This is a genomic window from Aquiflexum lacus (assembly GCF_015476655.1).
Lineage (GTDB): Bacteria > Bacteroidota > Bacteroidia > Cytophagales > Cyclobacteriaceae > Aquiflexum > Aquiflexum lacus.
In genome coordinates, this window is sequence record NZ_JABFHF010000050.1 from 1 (window position 1) to 22,986 (window position 22,986).

Sequence of the window (22,986 nt, forward strand, 5' to 3'; positions counted from 1 at the left end):
AAGTAAGTGGAATAGGGGACGATCAATGGCGATTTGGATCATTGAACCTCAGTACAGGAATACAATTTTAACATCAATTATTTATCGATCAAAATCAAGGTTTTTAACCTTGGTGTTCAGACATGTTTGTCGAAATAATCAATTAAAATTATCATAAAATGAAAAAATCAATAATACTATTACTTGCTGTTCTTTTTATGAATACAGCCATAGCCCAAGACAAAGAAAGAGCTACTGAATTAAAAGCATCGGCTGTTGAAATTGATGCTTTATGGCCATTTTTTCCCGGTGTATTTAGAGCACATTATACAAGGACACTTTGGCGAAAAGGAGATTTAAAAGGAGATTTACTTTTGGGGGTAAACATTGATTTTCCTGTAAATAGAGATACTGAGGGTAGATTTGCTGATTATAGTATTGTAAGTGGCTATCGTCAATATTTTTGGAAGGGATTTCATGTTGAATTCAATCAAACAACTGGTTTAGGCGTTTTGGAAAAACATGTTAGTACAGGTGAGACTTACCGCGGTTTTGATTGGTTGATGAGTGGCTATATTGGTTATAAATTTGATTTCGCTAAAAAATTCTATATCATACCCCAATTTGGTATTGTAGGTGTGGTTTATAAATCAAATCCATGGCCGATTTATGAAGATGAAACATTGACCAATGAGGTAGGAGAAACTCCTTTTCTACTTGGTAGCTTAAGATTCGGAATAAATTTTTAAATATTTAGGTATGAAAAGGGTATTCGAGGGCCCCTTATTTTGATTTTTAAATTGAAAATTATACCTTGATTTTTTTAAAATTCACCTCAAACTCATTTTTTTTTTGTGTTTGGTTAAAAAAAAAATCCATGAAAATGTTATTTCATTGTTTTTTAATAACCTCAGGGGCGGCTTTAATCTTTCTGCTCCCATCATTAATGATCTTAGATGAAGAGACAAATGTAGTTTCTTATCTTGAGGAGGTTTCGTCTACAAAATCCAAAGAAAGGAAGGTGGCGGGACATCTTGTGCTGGAAAACCAATCTTCGGAACCTGGGATAGTGGAGGTGGATCTAAGGGCTGGACCGGAAAAGCTAAGCATTGTTCAAGGTAAAGTCACCGATGTATATGCTTATAATGGCCGTATTCCAGGTCCGGTGTTGGAGGTTTCAGAAGGGGATAGCGTCATCATACATTTCCAAAACGATCTTCCTGAAAATACCACCGTCCACTGGCACGGGTTGCACCTGCCTTTTGAAATGGACGGCAGCCCTTTTCACCTGGTTGAGGCTGGAGAATCCTTTACTTATAGCTTCAGGATACAGAAAGGCACCGCGGGCACCTATTGGTACCATCCCCACCCACATGGCAGAACAGCCTGGCAGGTGGGGAAAGGACTTTTTGGAGGAATTATAGTCCGTGACCCCAACAATCCTTTATGTGATACACTCCCCGAACGTCTGCTGGTACTTTCCGACAACAGGTTTAAAGAAGATGGGCAGATTGATTTTGCTGTTCCTGGTTCAAAGCAGCAGCAAATAGATGAGATGAATGGGAGGGAGGGAGATATTCTGTTTGTAAATGAGGAAATAAATCCTACTTGGAGTATTCGAAGCGGGGAAGTGCAGAGATGGAGGGTGGTCAACGCTTCTGGTGCAAGGATTTACAGACTTGCCATGAAAGGCCACACCTTTACACACATTGGCAGTGATGGGGGGCTTTTTGAGCATCCGGAAAGGGTAGAGGAAATTATGCTTACAAATGGTGAACGTGCGGAGTTTTTAGTGCATGCCACCTGTGCCCCCGGTACAGAAGTAACCCTGCAGTCCCTTCCCTATGATAGGTATATGCCTATGATGAAGCCTGACAACTGGGATGAACCATTAGACCTTTTGACCCTTCGGTACACGGATGAACCAGCTATGATACAGACATACCAAGTGCCGGAAAAACTAAGAAAAGTCCCGGTTTTAAAAGAGGAGGATGCTACAGAAACCAGGATCATGCGCATGAGTAACGGTAAGATCAACAGTAAGGTCATGGATATGAAGCGGATGGATGAAAGTGCCGTGTTAGGTGCTACAGAGATTTGGGAAATTAGAAATACAGTCGGCATGGACCATCCTTTTCACCTACACGGCTTTCAGTTTCAGGTCATAGACCGAAATGGAGAAGCTGTGACGCAACGGAAATGGGAAGATGTTGTCAACGTTCCTCCTTTTGAAAAGGCACGTTTAATCGTGCGATATGAAAGATATAAGGGAAAATGGATGTACCATTGTCATATACTTGATCATGAGGACTTAGGAATGATGGGTATACTGGAAGTGAGGTAGTTGACAGAAGAATCTTGGGACAATCTTCTTCCCAATTCCTGTAGAAAAAATTTGAATTGAGGTTTAATTCAGATTAGAAAACTAAATATTCATATTATGAAAGCATATAAAAGAGTTTTTGCAATAATGATTATCTTATTAGGTACTATGGAGGTGAGCCAAGCCCAGGAGTATGTAGTGGAGGTGGAGGCCTTGGATCATTCCTATGACCTAGAAGGTTCCAATGTGATACCTTCTGGTTGGATTACATTTGTTCTAAACAACAGACTTTCGGAGGAAGTGCATGAAATTAGTTTGGTACGCTTGCTGGAAGGGATTAGCCATGAGGATTACCTGGGACCTTATATGAAAGCTTGGGATATTCTTTTACAGGAATATCAGGAGGGAAAGGTTGAAAGAAGTGGAATAAATGAGAGAGTTAATCAAATGCTGCCAGAGTGGTCAGACGAACTGGAATATGTAAGCGCCCGTGGTTTAGTTTCTCCCGGGAGATCAGCTGCTAGAACTATGGAGTTGGCACCGGGCAATTATTCCATGGTATGCTGGATGAAAACGGAGGATGGGCAAATCCATATTATGAAAGGGATGAGTAGGGCCTTGAAGGCTGGTTCGGAAAAAGTTAATCGGGAGGAGCCTCAACCTGACTGGGAGATAACCCTGAAAGAAAATGAAATCGAAACGGATTGGCAGCCATCCTTGGGAAGCCATGAATTCAGACTCAACCTTTCCAAGGGAGAGGATGGCAAGCTTATACATTCCAATATTCATCTCATCAAAATTGAAAAAGGCCAAGATTTAGATGAAATAAACAGTTGGATGGATTGGTATCAAGTAGGTGGGCTGCGTGCTCAAACAGCCGTAGAATTTCTTGGAGGGTTGGATGTTTATAGTCAGTCAACAAAGGGGTATTTTACCTTAGAAATCAAAGAGCCTGGAGAATATGCATGGATTGTTTTTGTACCCGGTAAAACAGGTATATATAAGCGGTTTGCTGTTAGTGCTTTCCGAGTGGATAAGCGATGAAATGGATCAGATCATTCAATCAAGTTCCACTATTTTCAAAATCAAGAAAAAAGACCTTCATGATCTTTATGATTAACACAAATCTATTGACCGGCTAGGTAGATTAATCGCGGAAAACATTTATCTAATGATGGCCAAGCGCCAAGATGCCTTCCATTCATCTGGTCCTGAAGAGCGCTATTATGAATTTTTAAACCGAAATTCTAAGCTTCTTCAAGAAATACATCAATCCATGATTGCCTCTTATCTTGGGATCAAATCAGAGACATTGAGCCGCATAAGTGCTAGTAAATAATTTTTTACTCAAAATCGATCTTCAATAGAATTTTTTTCCTCATATTTCAAAATCAATAAACTCAAAAATTAACAGCATGAAAAAATCAGTTTTCTTATTATTTGGATTAATGCTTTGGGCATCTACCGCCACTTTTGCTCATAATCCGGATTACTTTATAGGTACTTGGGATGTGCTTATTTCAGATACCCCACAGGGCAATGTCAATGTCACGCTTAAGCTTGAACGTGTAGAAGGAAAATTAATAGGTAAATTCTCACCCGTCGGATCCGAAGAAGGAACAACCATCTCCAATATCAGCGAACAGGAAAATGGTATTACCCTCTACTTCGTTGCTGAAGGATATGACCTTTATTTGAATCTAAAAGCCGCAGAAAATGACAAACTATCTGGCTATTTGATAGATCAGTTTCCGGTGAAGGGGGAAAGGATGAAGTAGTGGATTTCAGTTATTCAATAAATGGATTTAAAATGGCCAACTGATTTTCAATCAATTGGCCATTTTAAATCCAAAACGTAAAGGATTACATTTGAATCAACAAAACAATTACTCATCAAAATTATTAGCTTCTTCTCTATCAAAAATAAAATTTGTTAAATCAACTTTCTTATATGACGCAAATGTTTTTTCAACCAATTCCACTTTTTCAAGATATGACAGATCAACCTCCTTTTCAATAGGTTCAACAGTTACAAGTATTTTTTTTCCAAAGAATTCTTCAGGAACCTCAACTGTATGATTTTCTTTGGTCGGTATAATAGTCTTGGTATACATCATTTATCAATATAAATCAATAACGAAATATAAACAAAAAAAGACGATTTGAATTGGGTTAGAATGACTAATATGGCTTTCAAAGAAATATTGAAAGACTTTTTTATAAGTGATTTGTACCCTACTCTAAAAACAATATCATCTCATCCGTTCTGGTGAAATCATTGGTTTTGTACAATACATTCCCTAAGGCGTCTGTGATCAAAAAGAAAGGAATACCGATTTTGAGTTCGGGAAATCTTGAGTCATTCCTATACTTATCAAATTCCGGTGAGGTATCGTACACCTTGTACAGCACTGCATTCTGTAAAGCCGAATTCAATTCCAAATCTTTTTGGGTCTTTTCCTGAAAAGCTTTGCAATTGGTGCACCAATCTGCATGGAAATCTACAAACACCAATTTCCCTGTTTCTCCAGCTTTGGCATAAGCAGCTTCTTTGTTAAGGTACCAAGCCAAATCTCCTTTTTGCTCGATGTTTTCAGAAACTGAATTGGAAACTGCCAAATTACCTCCTATGACAGTTTGACTAGGCAAAACATTGGAAGCCATGGTCAAAAAGCCAACCACTCCCAACAATGAATACAGTGCCGTCCTGGTCCTTTCCTGTTTCGTTTTCTGAATGGCTTGAATCTGATAGATTGCCAACACAAAAAGAACGGCACCAAAGGTGATATAGCTTGCCACCTGATCATTAAAGCCTAATCCATTAAGTCCTTTTACCAAATATCCAATGGCAAAATATCCAATCAATATTGCAAAAACCCATTGAACAACAAGCATCCATTTACCGCTTTTGAGCAAAGCCAATCCAAAAACGCCCAACAGCAGAACCGGCAACCCAACCCCCATTCCAAATAACATCATCTTAAAAGCAGCTCCTAAGGTCAATCCTGCAGTAATTTCTGTTGCACCAGATGCAATGGCAATCAAAATACTTACCACTATAGGACCCACACAAGCAGAAGACAATAGCCCTGCCCCTGCACCCATGATGAAAGTACCCCCAAGACCACTTTTTTCACTTTCCACCTGTCCCCCAAAAAATGGCAGATGTAACAAATCAACTGTGGCCAAGGCCAAAACAAACAACAGCAAACCAATGGTGAGGTTTGCCAAAGGCAACTGCAATACCTGATTAAATGCTCCCCCTGTCAATGCCGCAATGATGCCGAAACCAAAATAGATGGCTGCCAAACCCCCATAGTAAGTCAGAGGATGGGCAAATTTACCCAAATTGCTTTTTCTGTTTCTAAGAAAATTGACCGTAAGTGGATATACCGGATATACACAAGGCAACAGACTGGCCAATACCCCTCCCAAGAAGAGAAAAAGGTAGGCACTCGGTCCTGAACTGACGGCCAATTGGTCCGATACCCAACCATTGATTTGATCAAACATGGTATTGATTTAAGCGCTATTAAGCATTGACTTTGGACATCAGGAAAAACATCTCAGTGGCTATCTGAAGACATCTCTCGTCATAGGCCGCTTGTTCCTGAGGTGTTCCGTCAAAGTCTTTGGGATCCTCATATTTGATGGGAGACCTGAGTGAAGCACCTGGGATAAACGGGCAATTTTTATCTGCTTCCGAGCAGGTCATGATGGCCACAAAATTTTCCTGTGGGTTAAATCCGTTATCATAGACTTTTGAAAAACACTCCATCTTGGGTCCATTGTCAGCGAACCTCACCTGATAATGAGGATTGTCCCCTCCCGGATTTTCTACAGTAAATCCTGCCCTCTCCATGGCAGCCACTGCCCTGGGGTTGAAAGCTGTGGTCTCCGTACCGCCCGAAAAAGTAAAGATATTGTCAGACACACCATAATATTCCGCCGCAGTTGCAGCCCATAATTGACTCATGTGACTTCTTCTGCTATTGTGTGTACAGATAAATACCAAATTGGCTGCTTCACCCGATTTCTTTTTTGTCTGAATATATAAGGCCAGCTTTTGAAGTTCTTTTTTTCGGTCGGCAGGAATTTTATCCACTTCTGACTGAATGCCTTCGATATATTGGTTGAGTGCAGGATACATGGCTGAGGTTTTAAGGTTTGTTGAAATCGCAGGGATAGTTTCTTTAGAAAATGTCATTTCATCGGTTTGTGAATTTTTCTCAGAAGAACAGCTCCAAATTAAAGAGAGAAATAGCAGGGAAAGTATTGATTTTTTCATGGTAATGCGCAAACGTGTAGCGTTGTTTCATCTATTTATCGCAATATTACGAGATAATAAATTATTTTAGGCATAAAGCAATGTTAATATTTGGTTAACTTTAGAATGATTCCTCTATTTTAATGTCTCCATTTGCAAAACATATATATTCCAATGAAGCTGAATATTCCCACCCAACATATACTAAGTTCTTTGTTTTTCTTTTCATTAATATTTCAGTCATGTTTTTCTCCAAATCAAAAAAATAATCCTGAGGATTGGTTGATTGATGGGAAAACCCGCAAAGCGGAAGTCAAAATTTCAAATGACAAGGAAATAACAATCGGCAATGGACTTGTTCAGCGTACATTCTTTTTAGGCCCTAACGTCGCTTGCTTTGATTTTACCAACCTGATGACAGGTGCACAGTTGCTTCGGACCATCATGCCTGAGGCGATAGTGACCTTGGATGGGAAAACCTACCGGGTCGGAGGGCTATATGGACAAAAAGAAAGGGCCTATTTCAAAAAAGAATGGTTGGATGAAATGGAGGCATCAAACGAGGATTTCCAATATGAAGCAATGAATGTCACGGAAATTACGCCTCATTTTGCTACCAAAACGAACTTCTGGACAAGTCACCAGAATGATGCGACAGGAAAAAAGGTGACCTTTCAGTATTCCCATCCTGCTTTTTCAGGTCTTTTGTTGAAAATCCATTATGAGATTTTTGATGACTTACCGCTGATTTCCAAATACCTGACGATGGAGAATAACTCCATTAAGTCGATCGAAATCAATCAGGTAGTGAATGAGGTTTTGGGATTGGTAGAAGAGGAATCTGCTGTGGTGGGCAGTACCGAAAAAATGAAAAAACAGCATCAGCTTTACGTCGAAAATAATTTTGCCTTCAACAATGCCATGCATGCAGAACTCAGCAGTCAGGCCACTCATTGGAAACCCGACCCTGAATATACCTCACAAGTAAATTACGACCTGCTTACTCCGAGCATCGTGGAAGTCTATCCGGAAGAGGGTATTGGCATTATGTTGCATTCTGGAGAATATTTCAAATCCATCAGAACCTATGAATTGGTTTTGGACAGTTATGACAGGGAAAGAAACGGACTGGCGAGAAGGAAGATGTATCGGGCTATCGCCCCTTGGGTTTTGCAGAACCCGATCTTTATGCATTTGGTGAGCAAAAATGATGAGGAAGTCAGAACCGCTATCGACCAATGCGTGGATACGGGTTATGAAGCCCTAATTCTGAGTTTCGGAAGTCATATCAATATGGAAGACAACTCCGATGCCAATATCCAAAGGTGGAAGGAATTGGCAGACTATGCCCATGAAAGAGGTATAAAAATCGGAGGATATTCCTTGTTCAGTTCCAGAACCATCAGTCCCGAACATGATGTTATCAGCAGGATTACAGGAAAACCCGGTGGGGCATTTTTTGGGAATGCCCCATGCTTGGCGAGTCAGTGGGGTTTGGATTACCTGGACAAACTCAAATATTTCTTTGAGAAAACAGGCTTTGATATTTTTGAAAATGATGGTCCCTATCCGGGAGATGTATGTGCTTCTACAATTCATCCCGGGCATGAAGGCCTTCATGATTCCCAATGGGTGCAGTTCCAATTACAAAAAGAACTTTATCAGTGGATGAATGCCCGTGGCATTTACATCAATGCGCCTGATTGGTATTTTCTGGATGGTACACACAAAATAGCCTTAGGCTACAGAGAGGTCAATTTTTCTTTGCCAAGAGCCCAACAAAAAATCCTCAACAGACAAAACATCCATGATGGCACCTGGGAAAAAACACCCTCCATGGGCTGGGGATTTGTTCCGCTGACGGTGTATCAGGGGGGAGGAAAAGAGGCGGTATTGGAGCCCTTGAGCGAGCATTTGGACGATTACAGGCAATTGATGATGCAATATTATGGGGCAGGGGTGCAGGCCTGCTATCGGGGTCCGAGATTATACGACACCGAAGAAACAAAAGCAATGGTCATCGAAGTGATCGATTGGTACAAAAAATACCGGGAAATCCTGAATGCTGATATCGTCCGGCTTAGGCGGGCAGATGGAAGAGATTGGGATGGATGGATGCATGTGGACCCAAAAGGGAAAGAAAAAGCCCTGGTCATGCTTTTCAATCCTACAAGCGAAAACATGGAAAAAGAACTTGAATTGCCTCTTTATTACACTGGACTTCAAAATAAGGTAAATGTCAGGATTGAGGGGAAAAAGTCTAAAAATCATCAATTGAACGAGGACCAAAATTTATTGATTAAAATCAATATTCCTGCTGATGGCTTCACTTGGCTGATACTCGAATAATCTGTAAAAATTCAAATCTTCCAATACCTTAAGTGACCTTTGGCACAACCTGAGTTTTTTATATCTGCGAGATTTGCTCCAGTAATCACAGAAAATTCAGCAATGACAGGGATAAAAAAAAGAAATACGAGGCTAAATTGGCTTTTACCTATTGGAATAGTTTTGCTGTTGTATGGTTGTAACCATGTTGAAAAAATCCCACATGCCGAAGACGTCCCCAAAGAACAATTATTGGATTTTTTAATGGAAGGCAATGAACGATTTGCTGATGATCACCCCATCCATCCTGACCAAACATTAGAAAGGCTCAGGGAATTAAACAGAGGCCAACATCCTGTAGCAGCTATTGTCAGTTGTTCGGATTCCAGAGTCCCACCGGAATTGATTTTCGACCAAGGACTTGGAGACCTGTTTGTGATCAGAAATGCAGGCAATATAGTAGGAGACTATGAAATAGGAAGCTTGGAATACGCCATTGAGTATTTGGAAGTCCCGATCGTCATTATCTTAGGCCATACCAATTGTGGTGCAATCGGTGCTTTTGTAGACCATGACCATGACCATTCACATGTTTATGCTGATTATGTTCAAAAAATCATTGATTTTATAGATGCAGAAGAAGAGGAAAAGTCCTTGTCCAGGGATATGCCAAATTTCTTTGAAAAAGCAGTTGAAGCCAATGTCCTTCACGGAATCCATGCCCTCAAAAACTCCCTCCCCCACGTAGATTCTTTGATTATAGAGAAAAAATTGAGAATTGTAGGCGCCATCTATGACATGGAAACAGGAAAAGTAAGGGTACTAAAAGAAGATTGATACTTTTTTAATTTCAGGCAAATTGACAAATGCTTGACAATCTCTTGTTTATATCGAACTAAATGTTAAAATTTAGTAATACGATTTACACCAAGAATTTTTATGTTTACAGCTGATGAATTAACTGGCATTAAAACCAGAAAAGAACTGGTCGCTTTGGCAAAAGCAAAAAAAATCAAACTCAAAAAAGGATTGGCCAGGGCTGCCTATGAGGAGGAGTTAAAACTTCTACAGACAGAACTGGCACTGCTTCAACAGTACATCGAAAAAAAACAATTGAGGGTGGCTGTGATTTTCGAAGGAAGAGATGCTGCCGGTAAAGGGGGGTCTATCAAGCGCTTTGTTGAACACCTCAATCCACATACATCCGGCGTGGTCGCCTTGACCAAGCCCACTGACCTAGAGCGGGGTCAATGGTATTTTCAACGTTATATAGAAGAACTTCCCAACAGGGGCGAAATCAAGTTTTTTGACCGTAGTTGGTACAACAGAGCGGTAGTGGAACCTGTCATGGGATTTTGTACTCCGGAACAATACAAGACCTTTATGGCCCAGGTGCCGAATTTTGAGCATATGCTCCATGAGGATGGCATCAAGGTGATCAAGTTTTGGTTTGATATTTCAAAATCTGAACAACAAAAGCGATTTGACGCCAGGTTATCCAATCCGCTCAAGGAATGGAAATTCAGTCCTGTGGACAAAAAAGGACAGGAACTGTGGGATGAAAATACCAAATACAAAGAACGGATGTTTACCAGAACCCACACAGCATTTTGCCCTTGGATCATTGTGGATACCATAGAGAAGGAAACAGCAAGGTTGGAAAGCCTTCGGTATGTTCTCTCCCAGTTTGATTACAAAGGAAAGGGGACTACCAAAGCCAATTTGCTGACCGACCCGAATGTACTGTTTCCCTACTTCCGTAAACCAAAACATTTTGACCTTTGAACCCATGGAACTGACTAAAGAAGATTTGGAAATATTGAACTCGAAAATCGGGATCAAACACCTGCTGGAAAATAAGAAAATTGATCTGGAAAACGCACTTTACCGGGCCAGGTATGAATTGAAACTCAGGGAAATACAGGTAGAATTGGTGAAAATGCAACTTTGGTTGATCGCCAATAACAAAAAATTGGTAGTGCTATTTCATGGTGGAGATTCTTCCGAGAAAAGTGGCGTCATCCGTAAAATCCTTTCACATAACAATCCCAGACATTATCGGGTAGAAGTCAATCTCCCCCACCGAAGTGACGGAGAATCCGGAGAATGGTATTTCAAAAAATTCGTGGAAAAACTCCCTCAGCCCGGAGAAATGGTGCTTTGGGACAGAAGCTGGTACAACAGGGCAACCATTGAACCCGTGCATGGATTATGCAGTCAAGAAGAATATGAGCTTTTTATGGGGCAGGTAAATGAGTTTGAAAAAATGCTGGTAGAATCAGGCGTTCATTTGATCAAATTCTATTTTACCATCAGTAAAAAAGAACAGGCCAAAAGAATCAAAAATGTCAAATCAAGTCCCTTGACCAAATGGAAAATGACTCCTTTTGATGAACAGTCCCAGGAACTTTGGGATGAATACAAATCCTACAAAGAGAATATGTTTGCCAAAACAAGTACGGATTATGCCCCCTGGATTGAGATTACCGAGGACAAAAGAGAAGAGGAAATGATTCAGGCAGCTAAGCATATTTTGACCTGTTTTAAGTATGAATGATTGGGAGTGGGAACTTAGGACCACTCTCTCTCATCTGGATCGAGGTGACAAGGCGAAGTTGTTTGTTACTCTTGAATACAATTAATGGTTCTATTGTGTCAATGGCTTCCCCTTTGTCATTTCGAGGGCAGGAGAAATCTGTTGCGCCTACTTGGGAAAAAGACCTCTCCTGACGTCGAGGTGACAAGGAAAAGCCTTTTGTTTCACTTTGAATCGGAAACAATTCAATAAATTTACTATGGCATGGACAACACGATTTTCATTACGCTGAAAAAAATTAAATCTAATTATTCCGCTTTACCCTCAACCATCCAAAGATCCCAAGGGATAGCAATACGCCCAAAATTGCAAACAAAAACTTCAATTTTACCAAGGTTTCAAAAAGTAACATATCACCTGCATAACCCTGTTTGATCCAAATGGTCAACCTGATATTTTCAGAAATATCAACCGGCCATAAACTTCTCCGCAATTTTCAACGATCTAAACCGAAACCTTTTTTTGATTCTGTGTGAAGCCGTACGTTTCAAAATGTTTTTCAGTGTTGCAATGACCTCTAGCGTATGTTCCCCCTTATTGATCATGACACATTCCGCATTGGCAGATTGACCTGCATCAGTAATCTCGGATCGGGTTGCCATACCTGATTTATTGAGACTTTCCAAAACCTGTGTTGCCCATACCACGGGCACATGGGCGGCTTCACAAATCCATAAGATCTCCTCCTGTATTTCACCAGTCCTTTCAAATCCTATCTCTACTGCCAGGTCTCCCCTTGCAATCATTACCCCAAATCCACGGTGTTTCATCCCTTCCAGCAATAAGTAAGGGAGATTGTCCACCGCCTCATGTGTTTCTATCTTGATAATCAGCGAAGGGTTTTTACCTCCTAACTCTTTTATCGCCTCCCTCAACATACGGATGTCCTCTGTCGTTTTGACAAAAGAATAACCCAAGAGGTCTGCATGTTCACAGATAAAGGGCAAACAACTTTTATCATATGTTGTCAGAGAGGGGATTTTCAGTATAGTATCAGGAAAGTTGATGCCTTTTTCGTTCTTGATAAGTCCTTTTTTCGAGGAAACCCTGTTGATACGTACGCCTACTTTACCTTTTTTAACTTTTTCTACAATACCTCCGAATTTTCCATCATCAATATATACCCTGTCTCCTTTTTTAAGCATGGATATGATACCAGATTCATTTGGACTAATGACCACTTCCTCACCTTCAAATCCTATGAGGTCCTCTGCTAACCAAATCAATGATTTATCCTTGATTTTAATTTCACCCTCCTCCTTGCCCTTGCCAAGGATTTTGGTCCTGATCTTTGGGCCAGCCAGATCCATATAAATCTTGCAATCCAGACCTGTTTGTTTCCTTGCTTTTTTAATCTTCTGGATCATTTTAGACCAAGTAGCTTCATCATCATGGGCACAATTGATCCTGGCTACATTCATCCCGCTCAACAAAAGGGACTTTATCAATGCATAATTGTCCGCAAACCCTGAATCAAAGGTGACCATCAGCGAGGGGATGTCTTCTAAAAGCTGTTTTCCAAAAAGTTGCTGACTTTTATCCCTGATCTTTTTTTTGCTGAAGGCATAAGTGCAGGTATCCAATTCCTCTTCAGTATAAATTTTTCCAAGTCTTTCCAAAATCGCCTGAGCCTGTCGGTGGATATGACTTTCAGAGCTTGCCAATGAGGAAAGTCCGTGGATATGAAGTTCATCTTGCAGATTTCGGTAATCTTCCTTACGAAGGGTAAGGTACTCAATCAGATTTTTACCGGATTCGAATTGGGCAGGATGTAGTCCTTGTAACATATTGAGTCTTAGTCCTACTTCTGTTGCCATTTTAATTTCTAGGGCAAGAAGTTGTTCTCTGATGCTTTCAATTGAAGATTTGGTTTCCATAAGGAGATTGATTCAAAAAACCGATTTCAAGCCATAATTTAATCAATTGTATCGGAGTATTTATTTCCGAAACGGTCAATCACTTCAATTTTTATAATTGCTGAGGCGTCAGTGGGTTCAAAGAAAAACATATGTGCATTTTTTTGTGGACTGACCCAAGGTTGTTTCTTGGGTTTATCTGGTGCATAAATTTCCATTGCCATTGGGTCTTCTGCAATCTCTCTTCTTGGCTGACCAATTTTTGTTTCATTTTCATACCAAAATACTTCCCACCTAGGATCCCAATTCCAAATATTGATGCAGTAGGAATTGGGGAAATCAGGGTGTGCACCCTTTGGATAAGTTCTTACTTGAAATTCCAGACCTTTGCCGATACTTTTATATTTCCAGGAAATATCCCCACCATTTGACTGATATACACCATATCCTTTAGGTGTACCATCGTAACAAATCTCCCCTGACCACCAAGCTCCGCTGATTGCTCCGGTATTGTGCTCAAAGACATTTTCATTTACCGTATTTTCATTCCAATGCACATGTCCGGAGATCAAATGGACCTCATACCCTTCAAGGATTTGTTTTAAAGCAGCACGGTTGATCACTGACTCTTTATTGATATCTCTCCCAGGATTGTATTCAACCACATGAGAAAAAGATGGGATATGAAGGAAAATAACCAAAGCTTTATCTTTTGGAATTTGTGCCAAGTCCTCTTTCAACCAAGAAAGCTGAACCTCATCCAAATAACCATAATATTGCTTGTTGCCTAAGAAAAACACATCAGACAAAACCACGTAATGGGTTTCTCCTCTATTAAAGGAATAGTAAGGAGGACCAAACTGATCTAAAAAAGGCTTTTGACTGACTTCATTTGATCTTGCCGTCAAGTCAATGTCATGGTTTCCCAAAACCTGAAAAAAGGGGATACCTGTGGACTTGATCCCTTCATTGTATTTTTCAAAAAGATCGAAATTATCAAAGACTAGGTCACCACAACCAATACCGAACAAATTGGGGTCTTCTAGCCCCATACTCGTCTGCTTAACGTCTCTACATGATTCATTGATAAACATATCTGCTTCCTCTCCTGTCTGAACCTGAGGATCGGCAATGATTAGAAAGTGATGGTTTATATCTGAGTTATTGGCAGGTTGCAGATCAAAAAGCAATTGATTGGTCTTTTGGGCAAAATCAAGTTTTCTGAAAAAATTCACCGAGCCGTTTTCCAACAGGTCAAACTGATATCCTGAAGGATAAGAAATGAAAACAAAGGGTCTATCGGTCAAAAACTCAAATCTTCCCTTATTGTCTGTGCGGTACACATATTTCCCATCAGATATAGTCACACCCGGAATACCCTTTCCAGCGGATTTAACCTGACCTTTTACTTCCACAAAAGTAGGATTGTCTTCCCTTGATAACTCTGCAACAGAGGTAAGGGGATAGATACCAACTCCGGTGACTAACAAAGACGAAGTCTTAATAAAATCCCGTCTTGAAAATTCTAACATTGCTTATATTGTTTGAACTAAAGATAGTCGGCAGCTTCCGGATTACCATAAAAAAAGCCCCCAATTTCTTGGAGGCTCTTTTTTTATAGATTAGTTTATTGAGATTTGTTAAAATGTGAATCTAAGACCCCACTGTAATCTCCAAACATCGCCAAAACCAGCACTTGGAACAAATGTTTGAGCAGGAAGCAATTCTCCGCCTACAACTGCCAATCTGTGAAGTGCCCTTCCTTCTCCATCGGCACCTCTTGAGATCAACGGCCTATTTTGAACGATTTGGTTACTTACTCCCCAGTTATTATTAAGAAGGTTACCTACGTTCAGTATATCCACTCTAAATTCCAACTTTCCTTTTCCAGTAGTCCTTAAGGTCTGGGAAGCACTGAAATCAGCTCTGTATATGACAGGGAAAATCACTGCTCCTCTTTCTGAAATTTTACCTCTATTGGCACTCAAATACTTGTCCTGCTGTATGTAAGCTTCCCAAGCTGCTGCCTGATCTGCTGCCGTAAACGTTCTTCCACCAGAAGTAAAGGTTTCGAAATTCATTTCACCGGTATTGGCAGGGATATAGATCAAGTCATTGGAGAATCCACCGTCACCATTCAGGTCTCCATTATGTACATAACTTGTATTTCCCTGAGTAAATGCACTCCAAAATAAGGAGAAAGAAGTTTCTCCAAATTCAAAGATATCCTTGGTATAACTTACTGTAGCAAAAGCATTGTGGCCCATATAAGCACCTGAAAGTGCTAAATTTGGATTATTTGGATTTCCTTGGTGCTGGTTGTTGTTCCAAGAACCAAAAGCGATGGATCCCGGATCGACTAAGTTTCTGGATTCACCATAACTATATGCTGCTTTTGCATATAATCCATTGTTAAATGGTTTTTCCAAGGAAAAAGAAGCCACCCAAGAATTTCCTACATTTTGATTCGCTAAAACAACAGCGTTGTCTATGTTCCCATTGATACGATTACCTGCTGTCCATCTTGGTCTACCATCCACACCTGAGAAAGCGGTATTTGGCTCGGAGAGGTTGGCATTGTAGTAAGCAATTCCATTCACATCTGAATTGTAAATAAATTCCGCTGTACCAATGATTCCACCTGGTAATCTTTGGTCAAGTGCAATATTGCTTCTCCACACTTGAGGAAACTTGAAATCAGGTTCCGTCAATGCCAATTCATAACTTGATGCCGGGGCACCGGTAACATTATCTGGCTTGTATTGATTGGGATCAGGGTTAAAAGGCCTATTTTGAAGGGGAGCGCCTTGCCTTGAGTCAAGTCGTTCAAAACCTGTAAGTACCCCGTTATTACCGATTTGGTTGGAAATCCAAACAAATATTGGCCTTCCTGTAAAGATACCTGTACCACCCCTTAGTTGTGTTGTTTTAGCGCCTTGGCTTATGTCATAGTTAAATCCTACCCTTGGTGACCAAAGTAAATTAGATCCAGGTAATTCGTCTGTTCTAAATCTTCTGGTATTGCCTGAAGGATCGACAAAATTAAGTCCCTCCACTTCCTGATTTCTGAAACCTGTATTATCAAAGACTGGCAAATCAACCCTCAATCCAATTGTAAGGTTGAAATTACTGTTTACAGCAATCTCATCCTGTCCATAAAGACCCATATAAGTAACTCTAGTCGGCTGAATTGGTTTTTCCTGACCTGGAATATTTGACCACCTAACTTGGAATCTCCTCAAATCCACATCAGAAGTGGTTCTATTGGGATTGTCCAAATATCCTTGCGCATCAGCATAAAAATCTTCCAATGAATTGTAAACATATGCTGATTGTGAACCTGGGAAGAAGACGTTTTCATATGAATATCTCTCAAAGTTAAAGCCAGCTGTAATAGTGTGCTTTCCTTTGAAAATTTGTAAGTTGTTTTGGAACTGGAAAGTACCGTACCGCAACTCGTTATTTGGTGTGAAAGGCTCAAATCCAAAAGAAGTATAGGTAGCCCCATCTTTCAAAATATCTACCAGTGGGAAGAAATCCCCCCTTGAACCACGGCTTTCATCCTGGAAGGTATAACCTACTATCAAATTGTTGGTCATATTCTGATTGATTCTCGTATTCAATTCACCGATAATAGACCGGATGTTTTCAAAGACAAGATAGTTAGTGTTTTGGAAATTGATGGCGTTTAGATTAGTTCTTCTTGAGCCAAACCCTAGAGAGGAGGAGTTGGAGGCAAGAACATCAGTTTCGGAATCCAAATGGGTATACCTGACACTCAACTTATTTTTGTCATTGATATTGTAATCCACTTTCGCCAAAAATCTAGTACCAACTGTATTGTGGTCGTAACCTTCAAAAGGCCCGGTCTCATAACCGAAATTATTTCTTAAGAATCCGCTCAGTTGATTTAAATCTGATCTCAAAACCCTTGTAGTATTACCTGCTACAGGATCATTTCCCGAATTTGCTCGGAATGTTGTACCAGGAGTAGTTTCTTTCTCATCTTCAAAGGAAGCAAAAAAGAAGAGCTTATCCTTGATGATGGGACCACCTACCCTAAAACCAAGTTGTCTGTAGGTAAAGTCTCCGGGATCAAAAGAATTGTCTTTTGCTCTGGTACCAACGTTGTCCGAACCTCTCCAAAAGTAGTAGGCAGAACCTGTAAACTCATTGGTTCCGCTTCTGGTAACCGCATTAATTCCAGCACCCGTGAAGTTGGCCTGACGAACGTCATACGGCGCCACGTTAACTGAAACCTGATCAACTGCGTCCAATGAAATAGGTGCAACGCCCGTTCTACCTCCTGGCAAGTTACTATTACCCAAACCAAAAGAGTTGTTAAACATGGATCCATCTACTGTGATGTTGTTCAACCTGCTGTCCTGACCGGCAAAAGAGCCACCGCTTGATTGAGGAGTAAGCCTTGTAAAATCATTGATAGATCGGTTGACAGTTGGTAGCCTATTGATAGTTTCATTGCTGATTGCCGTTGCAGCACCAGTCCTTTCTGAACTGAACACTGAACTCCTATCGCCTGTCACAATTACTTCTGTCAATTCCTCTCCATCTTCTCTCATAGTGACATTAACATTGGCTGTAACACCTAAGCCTAACGAAACCCCCTCTACTGATTGAGATTCATAACCTATAAATGACACCCTAACTGTGTAAGGTCCACCTACCCTCATACCTGGTATAGTGAATCTACCATCAATATTGGTTACTGCACCATATCTTGTTCCGGAAGGAGTGTGCGTAGCCACTACATTTGCACCGGGTAGCGTTTCCCCGTTGCTGTCAATTACCCTACCAGACATACTGGAAGTCGTTACCCCTTGCGAATATGCCATGCCTGTGACAAACACAAGCATTAACATTGCAAAAAGACTCTTTAGTAATGATTGCCTCATAATTTTTGTTTTAGTGTGAATATTGAAATTAACTTTAAGAAATTCATTTTGTTTGGTGGTACAAATGTAGCCGAGTATTCCAAGTTTTTATTTTTGTAATTGTTAAATTTTAACATTTATTCACAAGTTTACTTAACAATTTCTTAACATTGAAATAAGAAGGAAATTTTATTTTTACCCTGTTTTTTGCATTTAAACCCATGTAGATGTACTTTATTTCCCACATTTATAAAATTAAGTTTTCCATAATCCAGATATGTTAAGAAATCTTTAAATAAATGTTAAGAGCCTTTTTCAGGAAAAAACAATTAATAAGTCTTCAAACTATTTATATTTAAAAACAAAAATGTGTCACTTAATGAAAAAGAAATATATACTTTGGCTTTATTTATTTTTGTTTGTCAGTATGTTGGATATTTTTTTTACTGCAAACGGAGAAACTGAACTCAGAATTTACAGCAAGCCATTTATCCTTATTGCCTTATGGATTTATTTTTATCTGAGCAGCAATGAAATAAAAGGAACGCTATTAAGAAAAAGTATCAGTGCTGCATTGATATTTTCCTGGATGGGGGATGTACTTCTACTATTTCCAAATTTATTTCTATACGGGTTGGGGGCATTTCTGATGGCACACATCTCCTATATCATAGGATTCAAAATCAGCCAAATCAATCCCTTTGCCATAGGACAAGTAAATTTTATACGCCTTTTTTTGGTAAATCTCCCTATTTACATCCTAGCGGCGTTTGTCTATTTTCTGATCAATCCCGGATTGGGTACCATGAAAGTCCCTGTGGTAATTTACCTCATTGTGATCGTGATGATGGCGACTACAGCAAGAGAAAGATACCAAAAAACAATACCTGCCAGTTTTTGGCAGGTATTTATAGGAGCAATGTTATTTCTGATTTCTGACGGCATCTTGGCCATCAACATGTTTTTTAAGTCCTTCCCCGAATCAGGCGTCCTTGTGATGGGAACCTATGTTCTAGCCCAATTATTGATCGTCATGGGTATTGTGGCGCATTATAAGTATAAGGTGTGAAATTAGGTTGCCCGGTTCTATACTTCGTTGTTCGATATTCGATATTCGATATTCGATATTCACTTCATAACTCCTTCCATCTACCTAAAACTTTTATTGAGATTCCCCGAAATTCTTCGGGGCAGGTTATCACTTCGCAAAAAGCTCTCTCAAAAAATCAAAGTCAGTGAAGCTACGTTCTGAATGACGCGTTGTCCGAAGTTTGTGCCTCCCGTTGTCCGAAGGTTGTAACTTTGGACCACTGAATCCGGAGTTTTAGCTCCATACAATTTGAGGCTCAGAACTCAAAAATCCAAAGCCACAACCTTCGGATAACGGAATTACCTCACTATGAATGACGCCTTTTTCTAACCCCTTCCCCATCTTTGTACTTTGTTCATAGTACTTGGTACCCATTTTTTCCCCTATCCTTCAACCTTTCTCATGATCTCCCCATAATTGATGCCCATGTGGCTATTATCATAAACTGCCTTTCCATCTTTGATCAGGATGACCTGTGGGGATTGATGGTAGACTCCAAAATCTTGGACGATTTTGTTGGAAATATCACGATAGCTGATCAAGTCCAAAAAGTAGGGCGAAACCTTATCAAAATCCGCGTCCTTCCAATTACGGTTCAGTCTATCAAATGCCATACTGCTAATGGAACACCTACTTGAATGTTTGAAAATCAACACAGGTTTTTCTTGACTTTGCTTCTTGAGCTCTTCAAGTTGTCCAACATTCTCTATTCTTTCCCAATTCATATTCTTAATTTTTCTTAATCCAGATCAGTCAATTAATAATTTTAGCCGTAAAATAGTTCCTTTCCAGTAGTTTTGCTTTTTGGAAACCTGCCTTCTGCCAATAAAGGTATACTTCTTGCAATTGAAGAAAAGCATGATGTCTATTTGCCCATAATGGCAAATGAAAATAAACAACGATATTTTATGAATTCCCACGGTATCAAACTCCTGTTCATATTCACTATTCTACTTGCTGCTTCCTGCAAAAGTATCAAGCCGGAAAGACCTCCCACAGGGTCCACGATGGACTTGCCCAGCGCCCGTTCTACGGTCAACATTCCAATCGTCATTCCCCTGTCTTATTTGGAGGACAATTTGAACAAGGATTGGAGCAGTAAATTATTTGCTGATAAAGGATTGCCTCTTGGAGGTGGTTTATCTACGGACTTGGATGTTACGAGAACGGGTAAGATTTCATTGAGAGGAACAGCAAACAATACCATCAATGTCAAGGTCCCCATGAACATTATTGGTGATCTAAAAATCGAGAAGAAAGTCTTTGGGCAAAACCTGTCAACAAATTTCCCCTTCAATGAAAACCTAACTCCTGAAATCAGCTTTACACCGGAGATCGGCAGCAATTGGGACCTAAATGTGAAGAATCTTGAGATCAACAGCTGGGGCAGATCGATGAAATACAGTCTGTTGGGTTTCGAAATTGACTTGGAGCCCTTGGTCAAAGGGCAATTGCAAAGGGTGCTGGACAACCAACTTTCTGCTGCAGACTTGAGCAATCTTGATTTCAAAAATATCGCTCAGGAAACATGGAATGCTTTTTCTGAACCTTACACCGTTAATCAGAATGGCATTACGGCTCATTTTTATTCGGTACCGGACAAGATAATGGTCAAAGAAGAGATTACCCTTGACCAAGAACTCATCCTGTATTTGGGCTTAGAAGGAGAAATGTTTTCCAAGCTCGGCTCCAAACCAAATATTGTAAAAAAAGACCTGCCAAATATCAATGTCAATGAAAGCAAAGAAAATCAGATAGACTTGGTTTTACCGCTGATCATTACTTACAAGGATCTGGATGAATACCTTAATGCCAAATTTTCCGGTCAACAAATCCGTACCAACAAAACCACACTGATTTTACCTTCCAATCTGAAAACCCAAAAATATGGAGATAAAACGCTCTTGAGTATGGATTTCAAGGCTGAAAGAGATGGGAAGAAAGATGTAGAGGGGAAAATGCATTTTGCCGGAAAGCCGGTATTTGACAAGGGTTCTGAATCACTGATTTTTGAAGAACCCCAATTTGATGTGAAAACAGGGGACTTTTTTTCCGATTTGGGTATCAGGCTCAGAAAAGGTAAGATCCAAAGACAGATAAATAAAATAGCTGTATTACCAATTGGCGAATTGCTGGACAATGCCCGAAATGAAATGGCCGATCAGGGATATTTCGAAACTGATTTTGCGAATTTTAAGGTGTTGAACCCCAGTTTGGATGTGGAAGGAATATACAGCACGGAGGCGGACATCAGGGTGTTTATCAGAAGCCAGGGGAAAATGGATGTGCAATTGAAGGATTTGAAGTAAATTGGTTTGGCTAACCCAAGTTTGAATGCTCTAGAGTTTCATCAAGTTTATATTGTCCGATGACCGATGACCGATGTTGGGGGCGTAAAAAACCATGAAGTGCCAGCACATCCACTAAGGCTGGATAAACCTTGGTAAACCTGACATTTGAAAGATTGGAAGTTAGACCTTGACAAACAAACTATTCGGGTTTTAAAAATTACTTTTATAAATGCGGATTCTTTTAAATTCCAAAGAAATCAACATGGGCATCTGTTTCGAAGCAAATATTCGCTAATTGATCATGTCTTTTGTATTTTAACATAAAATTTGGAACGATGATGGAAAAAAAGGAAAAGCCGGTTTTTGAAAAGAGGATTTTTTGGGATGTGGATTTTGCGAAGTTGGACTATGATGCCAAAGCCAATTTCGTGATAGAGCGGGTCTTTGAACGGGGCGATGTGCCCGATATACGGAATTGCAGAAGGTATTATGGAGATGAGAAAATTTCGGAAGTGTTGCTTAATGCTAAATTTTTACCTGAAACCAGAATGTATTTGGCAGCAGCAGTTATTGATAAACCTATCACAGCATTCAGATGTTACAAATTGAGACAGTCGAACCCGGAATTTTTTCCTTACTAGAGAAACTCCAAGCTATACCCGAATTAAAAGATTTTTTCTTGGTTGGAGGTACAGCCTTGTCATTAATGTATGGGCATAGGATTTCTGAAGATTTGGATTTATTCTCGAATCAGCCTTTTCAAAACGATATAGTGTCTGAATCCTTGCAAAAATACTTTGGAGAAAGTTTTCAGATGGAACAGAAACCTCCACAATTTGGTATTTTTTGTTATATCAATGAGATAAAAGTAGACTTAGTCAAACATACTTTCCCACTAATCAAACCAATTCAGACTATCGAAGGAATCAGATTCTTTTCTACTGAAGATATCATTGCCATGAAAGTTCAGGCCATCTTGGGCAGAGGCAAAAAAAAAGATTTTTGGGATATTTTCGAATTGCTCCAACACTATTCAGTCGCTGATTTTATCCGGTTTCACAAAGAGAAATATCAAAGACAAAATTTGCTGATATCTGTTCCTCAGGCATTGATTTATTTTGGAGATGCAGAAGAAAGCGAGGATCCTGTCTCTCTAAAAGGGCAAACCTGGAAAAAGGTCAAGAAATCCATTGAAAAAAAAGTAAGGGACTTTTTGGTATAAAAAAAATGAATATCGGCCTATGTGCTAGTGGGGACGTTTTCTGTGAAAATGACTAGAAGACCGAAGACGGGAGACGGGAGATGGATCCCGATAGCTCCTAAAATCCGTAAGTGACCTAATGACATTCAATTCTGTAAACCAA

General features: G+C 39.9%; 19 protein-coding genes. 12 read left to right on the top strand and 7 right to left on the bottom strand.

Annotated elements, in window-relative coordinates:
• The first annotated feature begins 158 nt into the window (after positions 1-158).
• The 4 genes from HMJ38_RS24590 to HMJ38_RS24605 all read left to right on the top strand — a co-directional run bounded on the left by HMJ38_RS24590 (position 159) and on the right by HMJ38_RS24605 (position 4,080).
• Entirely contained in the window at positions 159-728 is a 570-nt protein-coding gene (locus tag HMJ38_RS24590) for a hypothetical protein (RefSeq protein WP_194977106.1), read from the top strand.
• A 128-nt stretch (positions 729-856) separates the two neighbouring features.
• Complete coding sequence (locus HMJ38_RS24595; protein WP_194977107.1) at positions 857-2,323, top strand: multicopper oxidase family protein; 1,467 nt, start codon at positions 857-859, stop codon at positions 2,321-2,323.
• A gap of 96 nt (positions 2,324-2,419) precedes the next feature.
• A complete protein-coding gene (locus HMJ38_RS24600; RefSeq protein WP_194977108.1) occupies positions 2,420-3,346 on the top strand; it encodes a hypothetical protein in 927 nt (308 codons plus the stop codon).
• 371 nt (positions 3,347-3,717) lie between these two features.
• Positions 3,718-4,080, top strand: coding sequence for a hypothetical protein (locus HMJ38_RS24605; protein WP_194977109.1), 363 nt, complete (start codon positions 3,718-3,720; stop codon positions 4,078-4,080).
• 108 nt (positions 4,081-4,188) lie between these two features.
• Here HMJ38_RS24605 and HMJ38_RS24610 read toward each other — a convergent pair whose 3' ends face one another.
• From HMJ38_RS24610 to HMJ38_RS24620, 3 genes are all read right to left on the bottom strand, one after another.
• The gene (locus tag HMJ38_RS24610) at positions 4,189-4,419 is read right to left on the bottom strand and encodes a hypothetical protein (RefSeq protein WP_194977110.1); all 231 of its coding nucleotides are present in this window, start codon (positions 4,417-4,419) and stop codon (positions 4,189-4,191) included.
• A gap of 118 nt (positions 4,420-4,537) precedes the next feature.
• Positions 4,538-5,815, bottom strand: coding sequence for a protein-disulfide reductase DsbD family protein (locus HMJ38_RS24615; RefSeq protein ID WP_194977111.1), 1,278 nt, complete (start codon positions 5,813-5,815; stop codon positions 4,538-4,540).
• A gap of 19 nt (positions 5,816-5,834) precedes the next feature.
• Entirely contained in the window at positions 5,835-6,509 is a 675-nt protein-coding gene (locus HMJ38_RS24620) for a protein-tyrosine-phosphatase (RefSeq protein WP_228780260.1), read from the bottom strand.
• A 234-nt stretch (positions 6,510-6,743) separates the two neighbouring features.
• On the opposite strand from HMJ38_RS24620, the gene HMJ38_RS24625 reads away from it, so the two are divergent.
• The 4 genes from HMJ38_RS24625 (at position 6,744) to HMJ38_RS24640 (ending at position 11,454) form a co-directional block, all read left to right on the top strand.
• Entirely contained in the window at positions 6,744-8,918 is a 2,175-nt protein-coding gene (locus tag HMJ38_RS24625; protein ID WP_228780261.1) for an alpha-galactosidase, read from the top strand.
• A gap of 102 nt (positions 8,919-9,020) precedes the next feature.
• Positions 9,021-9,734, top strand: coding sequence for a carbonic anhydrase (locus HMJ38_RS24630; RefSeq protein WP_194977113.1), 714 nt, complete (start codon positions 9,021-9,023; stop codon positions 9,732-9,734).
• 102 nt (positions 9,735-9,836) lie between these two features.
• Complete coding sequence (gene ppk2, locus HMJ38_RS24635) at positions 9,837-10,682, top strand: polyphosphate kinase 2 (RefSeq protein ID WP_194977114.1); 846 nt, start codon at positions 9,837-9,839, stop codon at positions 10,680-10,682.
• 4 nt (positions 10,683-10,686) lie between these two features.
• On the top strand, positions 10,687-11,454 hold the full coding sequence (locus HMJ38_RS24640; protein WP_194977115.1) for a polyphosphate kinase 2 family protein: 768 nt from the start codon (positions 10,687-10,689) through the stop codon (positions 11,452-11,454).
• 446 nt (positions 11,455-11,900) lie between these two features.
• Here HMJ38_RS24640 and HMJ38_RS24645 read toward each other — a convergent pair whose 3' ends face one another.
• From HMJ38_RS24645 to HMJ38_RS24655, 3 genes are all read right to left on the bottom strand, one after another.
• Positions 11,901-13,370, bottom strand: a complete 1,470-nt coding sequence (locus HMJ38_RS24645) for a pyruvate kinase (protein ID WP_194977116.1) — start codon at positions 13,368-13,370, stop codon at positions 11,901-11,903.
• Positions 13,371-13,408: 38 nt separating this feature from the next.
• Positions 13,409-14,881 carry a calcineurin-like phosphoesterase C-terminal domain-containing protein gene (locus HMJ38_RS24650; protein WP_194977117.1) on the bottom strand — a complete coding sequence of 491 codons (1,473 nt, stop codon included), beginning with the start codon at positions 14,879-14,881 and terminating at the stop codon, positions 13,409-13,411.
• A 108-nt stretch (positions 14,882-14,989) separates the two neighbouring features.
• A complete protein-coding gene (locus HMJ38_RS24655) occupies positions 14,990-18,262 on the bottom strand; it encodes a TonB-dependent receptor (protein WP_194977118.1) in 3,273 nt (1,090 codons plus the stop codon).
• A gap of 358 nt (positions 18,263-18,620) precedes the next feature.
• Here HMJ38_RS24655 and HMJ38_RS24660 point away from each other — a divergent pair, with 358 nt between their 5' ends.
• Positions 18,621-19,310 carry a lysoplasmalogenase gene (locus tag HMJ38_RS24660; protein ID WP_194977119.1) on the top strand — a complete coding sequence of 230 codons (690 nt, stop codon included), beginning with the start codon at positions 18,621-18,623 and terminating at the stop codon, positions 19,308-19,310.
• Between the two features lie 404 nt (positions 19,311-19,714).
• On the opposite strand, the gene ytxJ is transcribed toward HMJ38_RS24660, so the two are convergent.
• Complete coding sequence (gene ytxJ, locus HMJ38_RS24665; RefSeq protein WP_194977120.1) at positions 19,715-20,056, bottom strand: bacillithiol system redox-active protein YtxJ; 342 nt, start codon at positions 20,054-20,056, stop codon at positions 19,715-19,717.
• Positions 20,057-20,239: 183 nt separating this feature from the next.
• Between ytxJ and HMJ38_RS24670 the strand changes: the two genes are divergently transcribed.
• The 3 genes from HMJ38_RS24670 to HMJ38_RS24680 all read left to right on the top strand — a co-directional run bounded on the left by HMJ38_RS24670 (position 20,240) and on the right by HMJ38_RS24680 (position 22,844).
• Complete coding sequence (locus HMJ38_RS24670) at positions 20,240-21,640, top strand: DUF4403 family protein (RefSeq protein WP_194977121.1); 1,401 nt, start codon at positions 20,240-20,242, stop codon at positions 21,638-21,640.
• A 317-nt stretch (positions 21,641-21,957) separates the two neighbouring features.
• Positions 21,958-22,263: a DUF6922 domain-containing protein gene (locus tag HMJ38_RS24675; RefSeq protein WP_194977122.1), complete on the top strand. Its 306-nt coding sequence runs from the start codon at positions 21,958-21,960 to the stop codon at positions 22,261-22,263.
• Entirely contained in the window at positions 22,218-22,844 is a 627-nt protein-coding gene (locus HMJ38_RS24680; RefSeq protein ID WP_194977123.1) for a nucleotidyl transferase AbiEii/AbiGii toxin family protein, read from the top strand. The genes HMJ38_RS24675 and HMJ38_RS24680 overlap by 46 nt, the downstream gene beginning before the upstream one ends.
• The last annotated feature ends 142 nt before the right edge of the window (positions 22,845-22,986 follow it).